Below are 14407 nucleotides of genomic sequence, written 5' to 3'. Positions count from 1 at the left end.
CTTCTCCTCAAGCGATCGGGGACCACAGCCTGCCGCGCTTGGCCGCGATATCGAGCCAAACCGCAAGGATGATGATGATCCAGGTCACGACATACTGGGCGTAGAATTGCAGGCCGACGAGCAGGAGGCCGTTCTGAATGAAGCCGAGGATGAGCACGCCGATCGCGGTCTTGAAGATCGTGCCCGACCCGCCCATCAGCGACGCGCCGCCGAGTATGACCGCGGCCAGCACCTCAAGTTCGAGCCCCTGACCGACGGTATTCTGCGATCCCAGTGAGCGGCCGGCCTGGATGAGGCCGGCAGTGGCCACGCAGAAAGCCGATATCAGGTAGCAGGAGAAGACAACCCGTGCCTGCCGGATGCCCGAGAATGTCGCCGCGGTGCGATTGCCGCCCACGGCGTAGACCTTGCGCCCGAAGGGTGTCTTGGCAAGAAGGATGCCGAGCCCCGCCGCCAGCAGCACGAAGATCAGGATGGGCACGGGAATGCCGAGCGCGTCGCCCTGTCCGAAGACGCCGAACCAGGTGCCGGCCTTGTCGGCAATATCCATGTTCTTTCCACCCGAATAGGTCAGCGTCAGGCCGTGAATGGCCGACAGCATGCCCAGGGTGACGATCAGGGAATTGAGCTTCAGATATCCCACCAGGAACCCGATGAGAGCACCAAGACACAGGGTCATGGCGAACATTGCCGGAATGGCCAGCGTCGGGCCGATCTTGTCGTGCAGGTCGAGAACAACGATGGTGGAAAACGACATCATCGACCCCACCGACAGGTCGAGATTGCCGCTGATGACAACGAACGTCACCCCCAGAGCCATCACGCCGAGAATGGCCGAGGAGCGAACCACACCCATGATGTTGTCGGGATCGAGAAAACGCGCGTTCGCGATCGAAAACCCGATCATGAACAGCGCGAAGGCGACGAGAATGCCCTGCCGGGCCAGGATGCCGCCGATCTGTTCCTTTGTCAGCCCTGCCATGGCTTCTCCTCCCTTCCGCCGATGAGCTGATCACACCGGCGTCGTGCCGCCATCGATCATCACGATCCGGCCGGCCATGTGGTTTTCTTCCGGCGAGACGAGACATCGGGGTGCCCGTTGATGTCGTGCCCCACCTCAACCGGCCTTTTTGAGGATTTCGGCCCCAAGATCCCTTCCGGCCTGTGCAGGCCACCCCGCGGCAAACGATTCCCCTTCATGCCCGGATCGATCCGTTGCACCATACCGGATGCCACACTGTCGGGTGCGGGGCCGATCACGGTGATACCATGTTTTGCAGAACGGTGCGTGCGCGATCGGCGCGGCACCCTGTCGATACGGGCCGAGAAGGCGCCAGCGCCTTCGGCGGGCAGCGTGTGGAGCGGCGCGAGAACAGCCGGGAACTCGGGCCATGGATCCCTCCGGGGAAGTCTTCTGCCGGATCGGGCGCGGCCCTGGCCGCGCCCTGGGAGGCTGCCGGTCTAGAAGACCGGCTTGGTGAACTCGCCCATGTTTTCCTGGGTAATTTTCGGCGTGTCGAAATAGTTCAGGAACGGCACATCCTTGCCTTCAAGAACGTCGATGGCTGTCTGCAGTGCGGCCTCGGCATCGTCGACCGGCGACTGGTAGATCGAGCCCCAGTATTCGCCACGTTCCATCGCCTCGTAGCCGACGGCGAAATTGGTAGCCCCGACAAAGACGATCTTGTCGGCCCTTCCGGCGGCCTTGGCGGCGTTCAGCGCCCCGACGCCCATATTGTCGTCGCCGGAATAGACACCGTCGATGTCGTCATACTTGACGAGGAAGGCTTCCATCACCTTCTGCGCCTTCTCGCGGTTCCAGTCGCCGGGCTGGCTTTCCAGCAGCGTCACGTTGGGGCAGACTTCGGGGAGACGATTCTGAAAGCCTTCCGAGCGCTCGATCGCGGTCGTATAGCCAGGCTGGCCGGTGATCTCGACGATCTGCGCCTCATCAGCGATGCCCAGTTCCTTGAAACGGTCGCACATGATCTCGGCGGCACGGGCACCCTGGGTGATGTTGTCGGGCCCGGAGAAGGACTTGACGAAGGGGAAGCCTTCCTCGGCGATGTTCGAGTTCGTCACGACCACCGGGATGCCGTCCTTGTGCGCCTTGCGCACGGCGGGGATGACGGCTTCGCCGTTGGTTGGCCAGATGATGATGGCATCCACTTCCTGCTGGATCAGGTCTTCCATCTGGGCGATCTGGCGTGCGACATCGCCGCCGGCATCCAGCACAACGGCTTCGACATTCGGATTGGCTTCGGCGGCCGCGATGAAGGCCTTCTCATAGGTGGTCTGGTAGCTGTCCACGCCCACATTGTTCTGGGTGATGCCGATGGTCCAGGTTTCGGCCGAAGCGGCACTGGCGAAGGCCAGGGCGGCAGCGGCGGTGCTCGCAGCCAGTACGTTGCGATAGTTCATGTGGGTCTCCTCCCGAAGTATCCCGTTTCGATTTCATGTCTTCCCAACCGGGGGAAGCGTCATCCGGTGTGTCGGATGAGTGCCCACACTTTGCCAATTCCGGATCGTCCAGGATGCCTCAGTGATATCCAGAACGGACATCTTGATATCCATTCTGAACATTTTGGCGATAGGCTCCGGGTGCGAAGTTGAACATTTTTCGGGGAGTGGCGCGATGCCTAAATCGGATTCATCCAAAAAGACGCGATCGGCGGCGCTGTCGCCGCATCGGACCTGGAAGGCGCAGACGCATCCAATGAACGCAATGGGCCGACATCGTGAGGAGCTTCTGGTTTCGCCGCAGGCGAAAACCGAGATGCTTCAGATCGTGTCCTTTCTGGATGATTTTGCCGACGAGCTCGAGGGTTCGATCGAGCTGTTCGCGCCCAACCCCTATTTCCGAATGGCGCTGCATCTGATCCGCAGGCATCTGGAAGCCAAGACCGTAACCCCGACCTCGCTGATCGGCGCGAGCCGCGTGCCTTACGCCACAGCCAACCGGCGTCTGCGGGAAATGGTCGACGCCGGGCTGATTGACCAGCGTCCGCGCACCAAAAGCGGCAAGAGCTTCTCGATGCACCCCAGTGAAAAGCTGCTGGAGCAGTGGATGCAACTCGCCGGCCGGGTGAAGCGTCTGGCCGAGGGGCGGTTTGGCGGCAGGGAACACACCGCGGATACTTCCGACTATTTCTATGGCGGCTCCTACATGTCGCGTCGGTCGATCCCGCCCTTGCAGGTCCTGCCCGAGCCGCTGAAGGTATCGGGCGGTATCCGCATGCTGGTTCATGCCGATCCGACCTTCATGGTGATGGACAACCTCAAGCGCCAGTTCGAACAGGTCGTCGGCACGCGGATTCATCAGCGCGCCTTCTCCATCGACCGGCTGCGCGAGGAGGCGGTGCGCAACGCCGAGCGCAAGACCAGCCGCTATGACATCATCGCCGTCGATCTGCCGTGGGTCGGTGGTTTTGCCGAACATGGCGTGCTGATGCCGCTCGACGAGGTGATGGACGTCGCCCGGCTCGATCCGGCGGACTTCCACACGGCCGGATGGAAGGCCGCGCATTGGAACGGTCGCCCCTATGGCGTGCCGGCCCAGACCACGCCTGAGCTTCTGTTCTATCGCAAGGACCTGTTTGCCGAAGCCGGGCTTGAGCCGCCAACGACCACCGATGCGCTTCTTTCCGCGGCGGCTGCCTTTCATCTGCCGCGGCAGGGTCGGTATGGCATCACGTGGAACGCAGCGCGCGGCACGGCACTTGGGCACACGGTGCTGATGACGATGGCCGATTTCGGCCAGCCCGTATTGAACCTGCCCGAGAATGCCGGCGGGTTCGAGACCGACCATCTCGCCGGGCGCGGCTACTGGCCGACGATTGACACCGAGACGGGGCTGCGCGCCGCCGAGTTCCTGATGGCGCTTCTGAAATATTCGCCACCCGACATCCTGTCGATGTCGTGGTACGAGCGGGTACGCCCTTATGCGGCAGGCCAGGTGGCGATGGCCTATGGCTACACTCTGCTGGCGCCCTATTTCGAGCTCGACCCCTCCTCGCCGGCATATGGCAACACCGGCTATCTGCCGCACCCGCATGGCCCGATGGGCAGACCGCTCGCGCCCGTGGGCGGTTACGTGCTGGGCATTCCGGCCAATCTGCCGGAGGAGCGCCTCGACGATGTCATCGAGGCGCTGATCGCCTTCACCTCACCGCAGGCCCAGAAGCTCTACGTGCAGAATGGCAGCCGAACAGCGCCGCGCTACTCGGTCGGCGCGGACCCGGAAGTGCGCCGCCTGTCCTCGATCTTCCAGGCCGTCGATCAACTGTCGTGGCGCGACGAGCTGCAGTTCTGGCCTCGCCCGCCGGTGCCGGAGATCTGCGACATCATCCAGATCTGCGGCGAGGAATTCCACGACATGCTGCGCGGCATCCTGACCCCGCGCGCGGCCCTGCGCCAGGCCCAGAACCGGGCCGAGGCGCTGATGCAACGAACACGGGACGACGTGACTTAGGAGGAATGCATCATGAACCCCGATCGCCTGAAAGGTAAGAACATCCTGATCACCGGTGCCGCGCGCGGCATGGGGGCGGCCAATGCCGAGAGCTTTGCCAGGCAGGGTGCGAATGTCTGTCTTGCAGACATCGATCTGGATGAGGCCAGGAAACTTGCCGACCGGATCAACGAGGGTGGCAACGGCAGGGCGATTGCGGTCAGGACGGACGTCACCCGGCGTGAGGACAATGCCGCCGCCGTGGCTGCGACGGTGGAAGCCTTCGGAAACCTGAACGTGGCCCTGTTCAACGCCGGCATCAACAAGCCCCGCTTCTTCATGGACATCGATGAAGACAACTGGGACATGATCATGAACGTGAACACCAGGGCGATGTGGCTTGGCATGCAGGAAGCGGCCCGCCAGATGATCGCGCAGGGGCCGATGAAGGATCACCCCTACAAGATCATCAATGTGGGCTCCATCGCGTCGCGCAAGCCCCTGGTGGACGTGACGGTCTACTGCACCTCGAAATATGGCTGTCTGGCGCTGACCCATTGCGGCGCCGTCGCGCTGGCCGAGCACAACATCACCGTCAACGGCTATGCCCCCGGCGTGGTGGTCACCCCGCTGTGGGAACAGCTGGACAAGGACCTTGTCGACATCGGCTTCAAGGATCGCGAGGGTCAGGCCTATGACGATATCGTCCAGAACTTCCTGCAGATCAAACGGGTCTCCTACCCCGACGATATCGTCGGCACCGCCTCCTTCCTCGCCTCGGATGACAGCGACTACATGACCGGCCAGATGATCCACATCGACGGGGGCTGGTGCATCCAATAGCACCTTAAGCGATTGAAAAATATTATAAAATAGGTGCGAATGACCGCATCCAAAGGAGAGTGACATGTCTCGTGCCCTGACCCCCAGCATCCTCACGCCTCAGGATCTCGAACCCCATTGGCAATGGGAGGGCCGGCTTCCTGCCTGGGGTTTTACTTCCGTCGATTTCGAACGGCGCATCGACCATGACCGTCTGCGCCGCTATCGGCTGAGCCGCGCCCGCGAAGCGCTGAAGAAAAGCAAGGCCGGCTCGCTGCTTCTGTTTGACGTAAACAACATCCGCTATGTTTCGGCCACCAAGATCGGCGAATGGGAACGCGACAAGATGTGCCGGTTCTGCCTCCTGACCGGTGATGAGGCGCCCCATGTTTGGGACTTCGGTTCGGCCGCCGTGCACCACCGCAAATATTCCGACTGGCTTGTGCCGGACCATTGCCATGCCGGCGTGACCGGCATGCGCGGCACCATCCCGCCAAGCTTCGGATTGATGAAGAAGTATGCCGAAGATATTGCCGGGCTCATCCGCGATGCCGGAATGATCGACATGCCGGTGGGCGTCGACTATGCCGAAACCGCCATGTTTCACGCGCTGCAGGAAGCCGGCCTGACCGTGGTGGACGGCCAGCAGATCATGCTTTCAGCGCGCGAGATCAAGAACTGGGACGAGATCCAGCTTCTGACCCAGGCGGCCAGCATGGTCGATGGTGTCTACCATATGATCTATGAGGAGCTGAAACCGGGCGTGCGGGAAAACGACATCGTCGCCCTTGCGAACAAGCTGCTCTACGAGATGGGCTCGGACGACGTCGAGGCGATCAACGCCATCTCGGGCGAGCGCTGCAACCCGCATCCGCATAACTTTACCGACCGGCTGTTCCGCCCCGGTGACCAGGCGTTCTTCGATATCCTGCAGTCCTATCAGGGCTATCGGACCTGTTACTATCGGACATTCAACATCGGCCGTGCCACCCCGGCCCAGCGCGATGCCTATGTGAAATGCCGGGAATGGCTCGACGCCGCCATTCAGGCGATCAAGCCGGGCGTGACCACCGACCAGGTCGCCAAGCTGTGGCCCAAGGCGCAGGAGTTCGGCTTTCCCGACGAGCTGTCGGCCTTCGGTCTGCAGTTCGGCCACGGGCTGGGCCTTGCCCTTCACGAGAGGCCGATCATCAGCCGTGCCGTCAGCCTCGACAATCCGATGGAGATCCAGACCGGCATGGTTTTCGCACTGGAAACCTACTGCCCGGCCGCTGATGGATATTCGGCCGCACGGATCGAGGAAGAGGTGGTCGTCACCGACAGGGGCTGCGAAGTGATTTCGCTGTTCCCGGCCGAAGAGCTGCCGATCGCCAACCGCTACTGACTCCCCTCAGACCGCCCGGGCCTCACGGTCCGGGCTCTTTTCCGAAAAGATGCGCTCATGAGCCCGGTCAAGAAGAAGACCAATTCAGAAGACTACCTGCGGATGTACCGTCAGATGGTGCGCATCCGCGTTTTCGAAGACAACGCGAACCAGCTCTATCTCTCGGCCAAGATGCCGGGGCTGACACATATGTATTCCGGTGAGGAGGCTGTTGCCGTCGGCATCTGCGAGGCCCTCAGGGTCAGCGACAAGATAACGTCGACCCACCGTGGCCACGGTCATTGCGTCGCAAAGGGCGCCCGGTTCAAGGAAATGTTCTGCGAGCTGCTGGGCCGGGAGGAAGGCTACTGCCGCGGCAAAGGTGGCTCGATGCATATCGCGGACCAGTCCAATGGCAACCTCGGGGCAAATGCCATCGTGGGCGGCTCCATGGGGATCGCCACCGGATCGGCCCTGCGCGCCAAATTGCAGGGTTCGGACGACGTGACGGTGTGCTTCTTCGGCGATGGCGCCACGGCGCAGGGGCTGTTGTACGAGGTCATGAACATGGCCGCGCTTTGGAAGCTGCCCGTGATCTATGCCTGCGAAAACAACGGCTATTCCGAATATACAAAGACCGAGGAGATCGCGGCAGGCTCGATCGTCGCGCGCGCCGAGGCCTTCGGGATCGAAAGCTTCCGGGTCGATGGGCAGGACGTGCTGGCGGTCAACGATCTGGCGCAAAAGCTGGTGGGCCGCGCGCGCAGGGGCGAAGGCCCCTTCTTCATAGAGCTTGTCACCTACCGCTATCACGGCCACCACGTCGGCGACATCAACCGCGACTACTACCGCAGCAAGGAGGAGGAAGCGATCTGGAAAGAGCGCCGCGACCCGATCGTGAATTTCGGCAAGTGGCTGACGGATGAGGGCGTCGCAAGCGCCAAGGAGTTGCAGGCGATCGAGGAGGAGGTGCGCGCCGATGCCAAGGCCGCGGTCGAATATGCACTGGCCGCCAGATACCCCGAGGCAGCGGAGGTTGACATGCATGTCTATGCCGCAACCGACCCCGACACCCTGCGGCCCGGCGCGTGAGGAGAACCTGAGATGCGAAACATCACCCTTTCGCAGGCGGTGAATGAGGCGCTGGCAGAGGAAATGCGCCGCGACCCGACCGTTTTCATCATCGGCGAGGACGTGGCAGAGGCGGGCACGCCGTTCAAGGTGCTGTCCGGCCTGGTCGAGGAGTTCGGCACGCAGCGCGTGATCGACACGCCGATCTCGGAGCCCGGTTTCATGGGAATTGCGGTGGGCGCCGCCATGACCGGCGCGCGGCCCGTGGTGGACCTCATGTTCGGGGATTTCATTTTCCTCATCATGGACCAGCTCTGCAACCAGGCGGCCAAGACGCATTACATGTCCGGCGGCAAGCTGAGCGTGCCGCTGGTGCTTCGCACCAATCTCGGTGCGACCCGCCGGTCGGCCGCTCAGCATTCGCAGTCGCTGCACGCGCTGGTGGCCCATATACCGGGATTGAAGGTTGCACTGCCCTCCAGCGCCTACGAGGCCAAGGGCCTGATGAAGACCGCGATCCGCGACAACAACCCAGTCGTGATCTTCGAAGACAAGCTGATGTACAGCGACAAGGCCCCGGTGCCGGATGAGGAATACCTGATCCCCTTCGGGCAAGCCGAGATCAAGCGCGCGGGCAAGGACATCACGCTGGTCGCCACGTCCTCGATGGTGCAGGTGTGCGAGAAGGCGGCCGACATCCTGGCTGCCGAAAACATCAGCGCCGAGGTGATCGACCCGCGCACCATCGTTCCCCTTGACGAGGAAACGCTTGTCAATTCCGCGAAAAAGACCTCCCGCGTGATCGTGGTGGACGAAGGCCACCAGAGCTACGGCATCACCGGCGAGATCGCGAGCCGGATCAACGAAAAGGCCTTCTACCACCTTGACGCACCGGTTCTGCGAATGGGCGCGATGGACGTTCCCGTGCCTTTCAGCCCGGTGCTCGAGGATCTCACCGTGCCGACGCCGGAAGCGGTCGTCGAGAAGGCACGCAAGCTTGTGTCCGGGGAGATGATCCATGCCGCATGAGGTTATCATGCCGGCACTCGGCATGGCGCAGGACACCGGCAAAATCCTGTGCTGGCTGAAGAAGCCCGGCGATGCGGTCAAGGCGGGCGACGCGCTTTTCGAGGTGGAGACCGACAAGGCGACGATGGAGGTCGAGGCGCCGAGCGACGGGTATCTGACCGACGTGCAGGCCAGGGAAGGCGACGAGGTGCCCGTGGGCAATGTCATCGCCCTGATATCGGAGACAGCCGAAGGGGGCGGGGCGGCCCCGCCCGCAGCCGTTGCCGAGGCGCCCGCCGGGGACGCGCTGCCCGAGGGCGAGGCCGTGATCATGCCGGCGCTCGGCATGGCCCAGGATACGGGTCTGATCGTTGCGTGGCACAAGGCGCCGGGAGATGCGGTGGCAGCCAGCGACATCCTCTTTGAGGTCGAGACGGACAAGTCGACCATGGAAGTCGAGGCCGGGATCGACGGCTTTCTTGCTGCCGTGCTCATCGCAGCCGGCGAGGAAGCGCCCGTTGGCGAGACCATTGCGGTGATTTCCGCCGAGAAACCGGCACAAACGGTGCAGGTCAGCCGCTCGGCGGCGACCGGGAGGACGCCGGCAAGCGCCCCTGCCCCGAGGCCAGAGACGAAAAAGCCGGCCATGCCTGCGCCGGCGGCAAGAGGCCCTGCGCGGGGCGAAGCCAGCGGCCGCATCCTTGCCTCGCCCAAGGCGCGGCGGCTGGCCCTGCAGGAAGGTTTGGACCTGGGCCATCTGGTCGAAGCCGGTTATCCGCAACCTTATCACGCCGCCGATCTCGAGATTCTGAGAAAGCTGCCGGCCCGTTCGGCACAGTCCGCAAGCCCGGCCGCACGCCGCCTGATCGCGCAGCTTCCCGTCGAAGGTTTTTCCGATTTTGCCGTATGGGCGGCGCAGCATGCCGGGTTGACCGACTCGAATGCCCTGCTGGCGGGCTTTGCGGCGGCGGGTCTGCCTGGCGAGGAGGCAACGGTTGTGGTCGAGAGATGGGGGCAGGCCCGCAGCTACACCGTTCCGTCCGGGCCGCTGAGCGGCCTCACCGAGGCCGACCCCGACAGCACGCCGGACCTGCGCGTGCGCGACCTGCGCGCAAGCCCCGTCAGCGCGGTCGATCTCGGCCCCGAGGAGGTGCCGGTTTTAACGCTCACCTCCTCCGGCAGCGGCCTGTCGATCACCCTGGAATGCGCGAGCCATCATCTGACCGCCACCGAGGCCTTGAGCCTTCTGTCCGATTTTGCCGGCCGGATGGAAGAGCCGCTTCGCCATCTTCTCTGAGCCATGGAGAACGTCATGGAATGCACGAATCTTTACATCAACGGCCAATGGGTGCCGGGTGCGGGAGGTGAGCGCTTCGACGTCGTCAATCCGGCCACAGAGGAGGTGCTCGCCTCTGTGGCCTCGGCCGAGACCGCCGATGCGGACGCAGCCCTCGACGCCGCCGAGGCGGCGATGTCGCAATGGGCTGCGCGCAGCCCGCGCGAACGCTCCGAGGTGCTGCGCCGCGCCTGGGAGCTGATGACCGCACGGCTTGACGACTTCGCGCGGCTGATCACGCTGGAGAATGGCAAGGCCGGAGCGGACGCAAGGGGCGAGGCCACCTATGCGGCCGAATTCTTCCGCTGGTTTGCGGAGGAAGCGGTGCGCGCAGACGGGCTGATTGCCCGTGCTCCCGCCTCCGGCGCGCGCATCATGGTGCAGCACAAGCCGGCCGGTCTGGCGGTGCTGGTCACGCCTTGGAATTATCCCGCCGCCATGGGCACGCGAAAGATTGCTCCGGCGCTGGCGGCGGGCTGTGGTGTCGTCATCAAGCCGGCCTCGCAGACCCCTCTGACGATGCTTTCGCTTATGCCGCTGCTCGAAGAAGCGGGAGTGCCGCCCGGTCTGGTCAACGTTCTGCCGTCGAGGCGCAGCGGTGCGCTGGTCGATCACATGCTGCACGATCCCCGCGTGCGCGTGATCAGCTTTACCGGCTCGACCGGGGTGGGACGCAGGCTTCTCAAATCCGCCGCCGATCAGGTGCTGAAGCCGGCGATGGAACTGGGCGGCAACGCGCCCTGCATCGTGTTCGAGGATGCCGACATGCAGACCGCGATCGAGGGCACGATGCTCGCCAAGATGCGCAATCTGGGCGAGGCCTGCACGGCGGCAAACCGCATCTATGTGCATGAGGACATCGCGGAAGCGTTCACCCGCCAACTGACGGAGCGCATGATGGCGCTCAAGGTGGGCAATGGCATGGATCCCACCGTCGATGTCGGCCCGCTGGTCAATGCCGACACCCGGGACAAGGTGGCCGCCTTCGTCAGCGATGCGGTGGCCAAGGGAGCCAGGATCGAATGCGGTGGCGCGGTGCCGGATGGCAGAGGATTCTTCTACCCTCCCACCGTTCTGTCGAACGTGCCGGAAACCGCCGATTGCGTGCACGATGAGATCTTCGGCCCCGTTGCCGCGATCCAGACCTTCTCCGATCAGGAGGATGTGATCCGCCGCGCCAACAACACCATGTATGGCCTTGTCGCCTATGTCTTCTCGCAGAACATGAAGCGCGCCCTGCAGGTCTGTGAGCGCCTGGACTATGGCATGGTCGGGCTCAACCGCGGACTGGTTTCGGACCCCGCCGCGCCGTTTGGCGGGATGAAGCAGTCGGGGCTTGGCCGGGAAGGCGGGCATGAGGGCATGCTCGAATTCATGGAAACCCAGTACATCTCGGCAAGCTGGTAATGGAGGGGTCATGACCGATGTGATCGCACCGCCCTCGGTCCGGGCCCTTGCCCGGAAGAAGGGCATCGACCTTGAAAAATTGGCAAGAGAGCTCGGCCGCACCTCGATCGCGCGGGAGGATCTGGATGGCGGCAAGCCCGCCGCCAACGCAGCCGCGGACGTGTCTTACTGGAATGTTGATCACGCGGCCTATGGGGCGGTGTCCGAGGAGCCGGTAAGCCGTTTCGCGCGGGTCGCTGCCGCCAATCTTTCGGCGGCAAATGCCTTGATCCCACAGGTCACGCACCACGACCGCGCGGATGTTTCGGCCATCGAGGCACTCCGCAAGGCCTTGACATCGGAAGCCGCGGCGCGCGGCATCAGGCTCACCGCGCTGGCGTTTCAGGCAAAGGCGCTGGCACGGGCCCTGCGTGCGTTTCCGCGCTTCAACGCTTCGCTCAGCCCGGACGGCAAGACGCTGATTGTGAAAGACTATGTGCATATCGGCATCGCGGTCGATACCGCACATGGTTTGATGGTGCCGGTGGTGCGCGATGTCGACCGCAAGGGCATCTGGCAGATCGCCGCGGAGATCGCGGATCTCGCCGCGCGGGCACAGAATCGAAAGGTGACGGCGAAGGAGATGGGCGGTGCGTCGACGACGATCACCAATCTCGGGGGTATCGGCGGCAGCGCCTTTTCGCCGATCGTCAATCCGCCCGAGGTCTCGATCCTCGGCATCACCCGAACCGAGACCGTGCCGGTCTGGGACGGTGAGGCCTTCAAACCGGTGCCGATGGTGCCGCTGCATCTCAGCTACGATCATCGGGTGATCAATGGGGCCGAGGCGGCGCGGTTCATGACCCATCTCGTCGGACTCATTGCCGATCCCCGGCGGATCATGATCTGAGAGACGGAGACGGCTGGACAACATGCCGGTTTCATCGGTCCGGGGCCGGTTCCGGAGGCTTGCGCGTGCCCTCCTGGCCGCGATCTGAGCCGGCATCCAATCCTGGACCGGTTCATCTATTTGTTTTTGCCGCATCTGTGCGACGCCAGATGATTCCATCCGGCTACAAGATGCCGTAGCTGATCAGCCGATGAGGCGCGGCGGTGCCTGCCTGAACGACGTCTGCATTCCTTCGACGGTGGCGCTGCATGCCGCCGGAGCCCTGTCACCGAGCTGGTCATCCCGGATCAGGACGCATGGCCTGGTTTGACGGCAAAGCGCAGCACCATTGTCACCACATGCTGGCGTAAAGTTTCCTGGCCGGCGGTGCTGTAAAGGCGTTCTCCAAAAATCAGGGAGAATGTTGCCCGGTTGGACACGTTGAAGAAGCTGAGCGCGCTTATCTGCCAATGCAGCTCCAACGGATCGACATCGTCACGGAAAATGCCCGCCTCCTTGCCGCGCTGGCAGATCGCCTCCAGCTTCTCGACCGCACCGGCATTGAGGCGCCCAATCAGCTCCGACTGTCGAATATACGCTCCATGGTGGATGTTCTCGATCATCACCAGACGGATGAAATCGGGATTGCTGCTGTGGTGATCGAAGGTGAACTCGACAAGACGCCTAAGCGCTTCCACCGGCGGCAGATGCTCGAGATCCAGATGGCGCTCCCCTTCACGCACCTTCCGGTACGCCTCTTCGAGTACGCGGCGGTAGAGCCCGTTCTTGTCGCCAAAATAGTAGTAGATCATGCGCTTCGAAGTGCGCGTTTTGGCCGCGATTTCGTCCATGCGCGCGCCCGACAGGCCGTTGGCGGCAAATTCCGATGTCGCGACGGCGAGGATATTCGACTGCACGCCGGCGGGATCCTGCTTCCAGCCACCACGGCCGATGCCCTTCTGTAGCTCCAGATCCTTCTCGCCCATGCCCGCGGTCTCCTCGCTGCGGCGGTCTTACACGAATTAACCGGTTCGTTCAAAGTCCTTGACTGAATTAACTGGATAGTTCAAATTGCATCGTATGGCGCGCTTCGAGGAATGGATGCGTGGCCATGAGGGAGGGTCAGACTTGAAGCCTGTGGCGATCAGCGCTGAAGCCGGGCGAATGCAGCCATCATCACGCGGCGGCGTGCTGGTCGGTCTCATTGGCCGCGGGATTCAGCTTTCGCGCACCCCTGCCATGCACGAAGCGGAGGGGCGCGCTCAGGGCATCGCTTACATCTACCGGCTGATTGATGCCGATCTCATGGGCGATCCGGCACCGCCGATCTCTCAACTCGTCCGCTTCGCCGAATATTTCGGCTTTTCCGGTTTCAACGTCACGTTCCCCTACAAGCAGGAAATCCTGCCACTTCTCGATGAGTTGTCGGATGCAGCCCAGGTGGTCGGTGCCGTCAATACGGTGGTGTTGAAGGACGGGTTGCGCTTCGGTCACAATACCGACTGCTGGGGCTTTGCGGAAAGTTTCAGACGGGACATGGCAGGTGTTCGCCTTGACCGCGTGGTCCAGTTCGGGGCTGGCGGAGCGGGGGCTGCGGTCGCCTATGCCCTCATCAAGCTGGGTGTGAAGGATCTCGCGATCATCGACACCCAAGCCGGACGGGCGGAACGCCTGGCAGAGCGCATGAACATTGCCACCGGTGGCTCGGCCCGTGCGGAAACGAATGTCCAGGAAGCGGTCGCCGCGGCCGATGGTCTGGTCAACGCGACACCTGTGGGAATGGCGCAGTATCCCGGGATGCCCTTTCCGGGCGAACTCCTGGCGTCCCACCACTGGGTGGCCGAAATCGTCTATTTCCCGAGGGAGACAGAGCTTCTGCGCCATGCACGCCGCCTGGGCTGCAAGGTTCTTCCCGGGATGGGCATGGCGATCGGGCAGGCAGTCCGCGCCTTCGAGCTTTTCACCGGACGGAGGACGGACATGACCGCGATGGCCAGGCATTTCGAGGCAACAGCATGAGCCAGGCTGCGGTAATCGCTCGCGACGACGAACGCATCGGAGCCTGTCCCGGAGCTGGGAAGG

General features: G+C 63.1%; 12 protein-coding genes. 9 read left to right on the top strand and 3 right to left on the bottom strand.

Annotation, left to right across the window (positions count from 1 at the left end; all coding sequences use genetic code 11):
* Positions 1 to 7: 7 nt before the first annotated feature.
* Both NYR58_RS02860 and NYR58_RS02855 read right to left on the bottom strand, forming a co-directional pair.
* On the bottom strand, positions 8 to 982 hold the full coding sequence (locus tag NYR58_RS02860; protein ID WP_261518961.1) for an ABC transporter permease: 975 nt from the start codon (positions 980 to 982) through the stop codon (positions 8 to 10).
* Positions 983 to 1461: 479 nt separating this feature from the next.
* A complete protein-coding gene (locus NYR58_RS02855; protein ID WP_261518960.1) occupies positions 1462 to 2421 on the bottom strand; it encodes a sugar ABC transporter substrate-binding protein in 960 nt (319 codons plus the stop codon).
* Between the two features lie 79 nt (positions 2422 to 2500).
* Here NYR58_RS02855 and NYR58_RS02850 point away from each other — a divergent pair, with 79 nt between their 5' ends.
* The 8 genes from NYR58_RS02850 to NYR58_RS02815 all read left to right on the top strand — a co-directional run bounded on the left by NYR58_RS02850 (position 2501) and on the right by NYR58_RS02815 (position 12346).
* Complete coding sequence (locus tag NYR58_RS02850; RefSeq protein ID WP_261518959.1) at positions 2501 to 4471, top strand: ABC transporter substrate-binding protein; 1971 nt, start codon at positions 2501 to 2503, stop codon at positions 4469 to 4471.
* A 12-nt stretch (positions 4472 to 4483) separates the two neighbouring features.
* On the top strand, positions 4484 to 5293 hold the full coding sequence (locus tag NYR58_RS02845) for an SDR family NAD(P)-dependent oxidoreductase (protein WP_261518958.1): 810 nt from the start codon (positions 4484 to 4486) through the stop codon (positions 5291 to 5293).
* Positions 5294 to 5357: 64 nt separating this feature from the next.
* The gene (locus NYR58_RS02840; protein ID WP_261518957.1) at positions 5358 to 6656 is read left to right on the top strand and encodes a M24 family metallopeptidase; all 1299 of its coding nucleotides are present in this window, start codon (positions 5358 to 5360) and stop codon (positions 6654 to 6656) included.
* A gap of 57 nt (positions 6657 to 6713) precedes the next feature.
* Entirely contained in the window at positions 6714 to 7727 is a 1014-nt protein-coding gene (locus NYR58_RS02835; RefSeq protein ID WP_261518956.1) for a thiamine pyrophosphate-dependent dehydrogenase E1 component subunit alpha, read from the top strand.
* A 12-nt stretch (positions 7728 to 7739) separates the two neighbouring features.
* Complete coding sequence (locus tag NYR58_RS02830; RefSeq protein WP_261518955.1) at positions 7740 to 8735, top strand: alpha-ketoacid dehydrogenase subunit beta; 996 nt, start codon at positions 7740 to 7742, stop codon at positions 8733 to 8735.
* Complete coding sequence (locus NYR58_RS02825) at positions 8725 to 10011, top strand: biotin/lipoyl-containing protein (protein WP_261518954.1); 1287 nt, start codon at positions 8725 to 8727, stop codon at positions 10009 to 10011. Before NYR58_RS02830 ends, NYR58_RS02825 begins: the two co-directional genes overlap by 11 nt.
* A 15-nt stretch (positions 10012 to 10026) precedes the next feature.
* On the top strand, positions 10027 to 11457 hold the full coding sequence (locus tag NYR58_RS02820) for an NAD-dependent succinate-semialdehyde dehydrogenase (RefSeq protein WP_261518953.1): 1431 nt from the start codon (positions 10027 to 10029) through the stop codon (positions 11455 to 11457).
* A 10-nt stretch (positions 11458 to 11467) separates the two neighbouring features.
* A complete protein-coding gene (locus NYR58_RS02815; RefSeq protein WP_261518952.1) occupies positions 11468 to 12346 on the top strand; it encodes a 2-oxo acid dehydrogenase subunit E2 in 879 nt (292 codons plus the stop codon).
* Between the two features lie 287 nt (positions 12347 to 12633).
* Here NYR58_RS02815 and NYR58_RS02810 read toward each other — a convergent pair whose 3' ends face one another.
* On the bottom strand, positions 12634 to 13311 hold the full coding sequence (locus NYR58_RS02810) for a TetR/AcrR family transcriptional regulator (RefSeq protein WP_261518951.1): 678 nt from the start codon (positions 13309 to 13311) through the stop codon (positions 12634 to 12636).
* A 151-nt stretch (positions 13312 to 13462) separates the two neighbouring features.
* Between NYR58_RS02810 and NYR58_RS02805 the strand changes: the two genes are divergently transcribed.
* On the top strand, positions 13463 to 14344 hold the full coding sequence (locus NYR58_RS02805) for a shikimate dehydrogenase (RefSeq protein ID WP_315903318.1): 882 nt from the start codon (positions 13463 to 13465) through the stop codon (positions 14342 to 14344).
* Positions 14345 to 14407: the final 63 nt, after the last annotated feature.

The organism is Chelativorans intermedius (genome assembly GCF_025398255.1).
GTDB lineage: Bacteria > Pseudomonadota > Alphaproteobacteria > Rhizobiales > Rhizobiaceae > Chelativorans > Chelativorans intermedius.
This window is presented reverse-complemented; position numbering and strand designations above follow the sequence as displayed.

Bases quoted from the DNA above. Each gene is read 5' to 3' on its own strand.
- NYR58_RS02825 (WP_261518954.1), top strand. From the start codon at position 8,725: ATGCCGCATGAGGTTATCATGCCGGCACTCGGCATGGCGCAGGACACC.
- NYR58_RS02830 (WP_261518955.1), top strand. From the start codon at position 7,740: ATGCGAAACATCACCCTTTCGCAGGCGGTGAATGAGGCGCTGGCAGAG.
- NYR58_RS02840 (WP_261518957.1), top strand. From the start codon at position 5,358: ATGTCTCGTGCCCTGACCCCCAGCATCCTCACGCCTCAGGATCTCGAA.
- NYR58_RS02815 (WP_261518952.1), top strand. From the start codon at position 11,468: ATGACCGATGTGATCGCACCGCCCTCGGTCCGGGCCCTTGCCCGGAAG.
- NYR58_RS02860 (WP_261518961.1), bottom strand. From the start codon at position 982: ATGGCAGGGCTGACAAAGGAACAGATCGGCGGCATCCTGGCCCGGCAG.
- NYR58_RS02810 (WP_261518951.1), bottom strand. From the start codon at position 13,311: ATGGGCGAGAAGGATCTGGAGCTACAGAAGGGCATCGGCCGTGGTGGC.
- NYR58_RS02855 (WP_261518960.1), bottom strand. From the start codon at position 2,421: ATGAACTATCGCAACGTACTGGCTGCGAGCACCGCCGCTGCCGCCCTG.
- NYR58_RS02845 (WP_261518958.1), top strand. From the start codon at position 4,484: ATGAACCCCGATCGCCTGAAAGGTAAGAACATCCTGATCACCGGTGCC.
- NYR58_RS02835 (WP_261518956.1), top strand. From the start codon at position 6,714: ATGAGCCCGGTCAAGAAGAAGACCAATTCAGAAGACTACCTGCGGATG.
- NYR58_RS02820 (WP_261518953.1), top strand. From the start codon at position 10,027: ATGGAATGCACGAATCTTTACATCAACGGCCAATGGGTGCCGGGTGCG.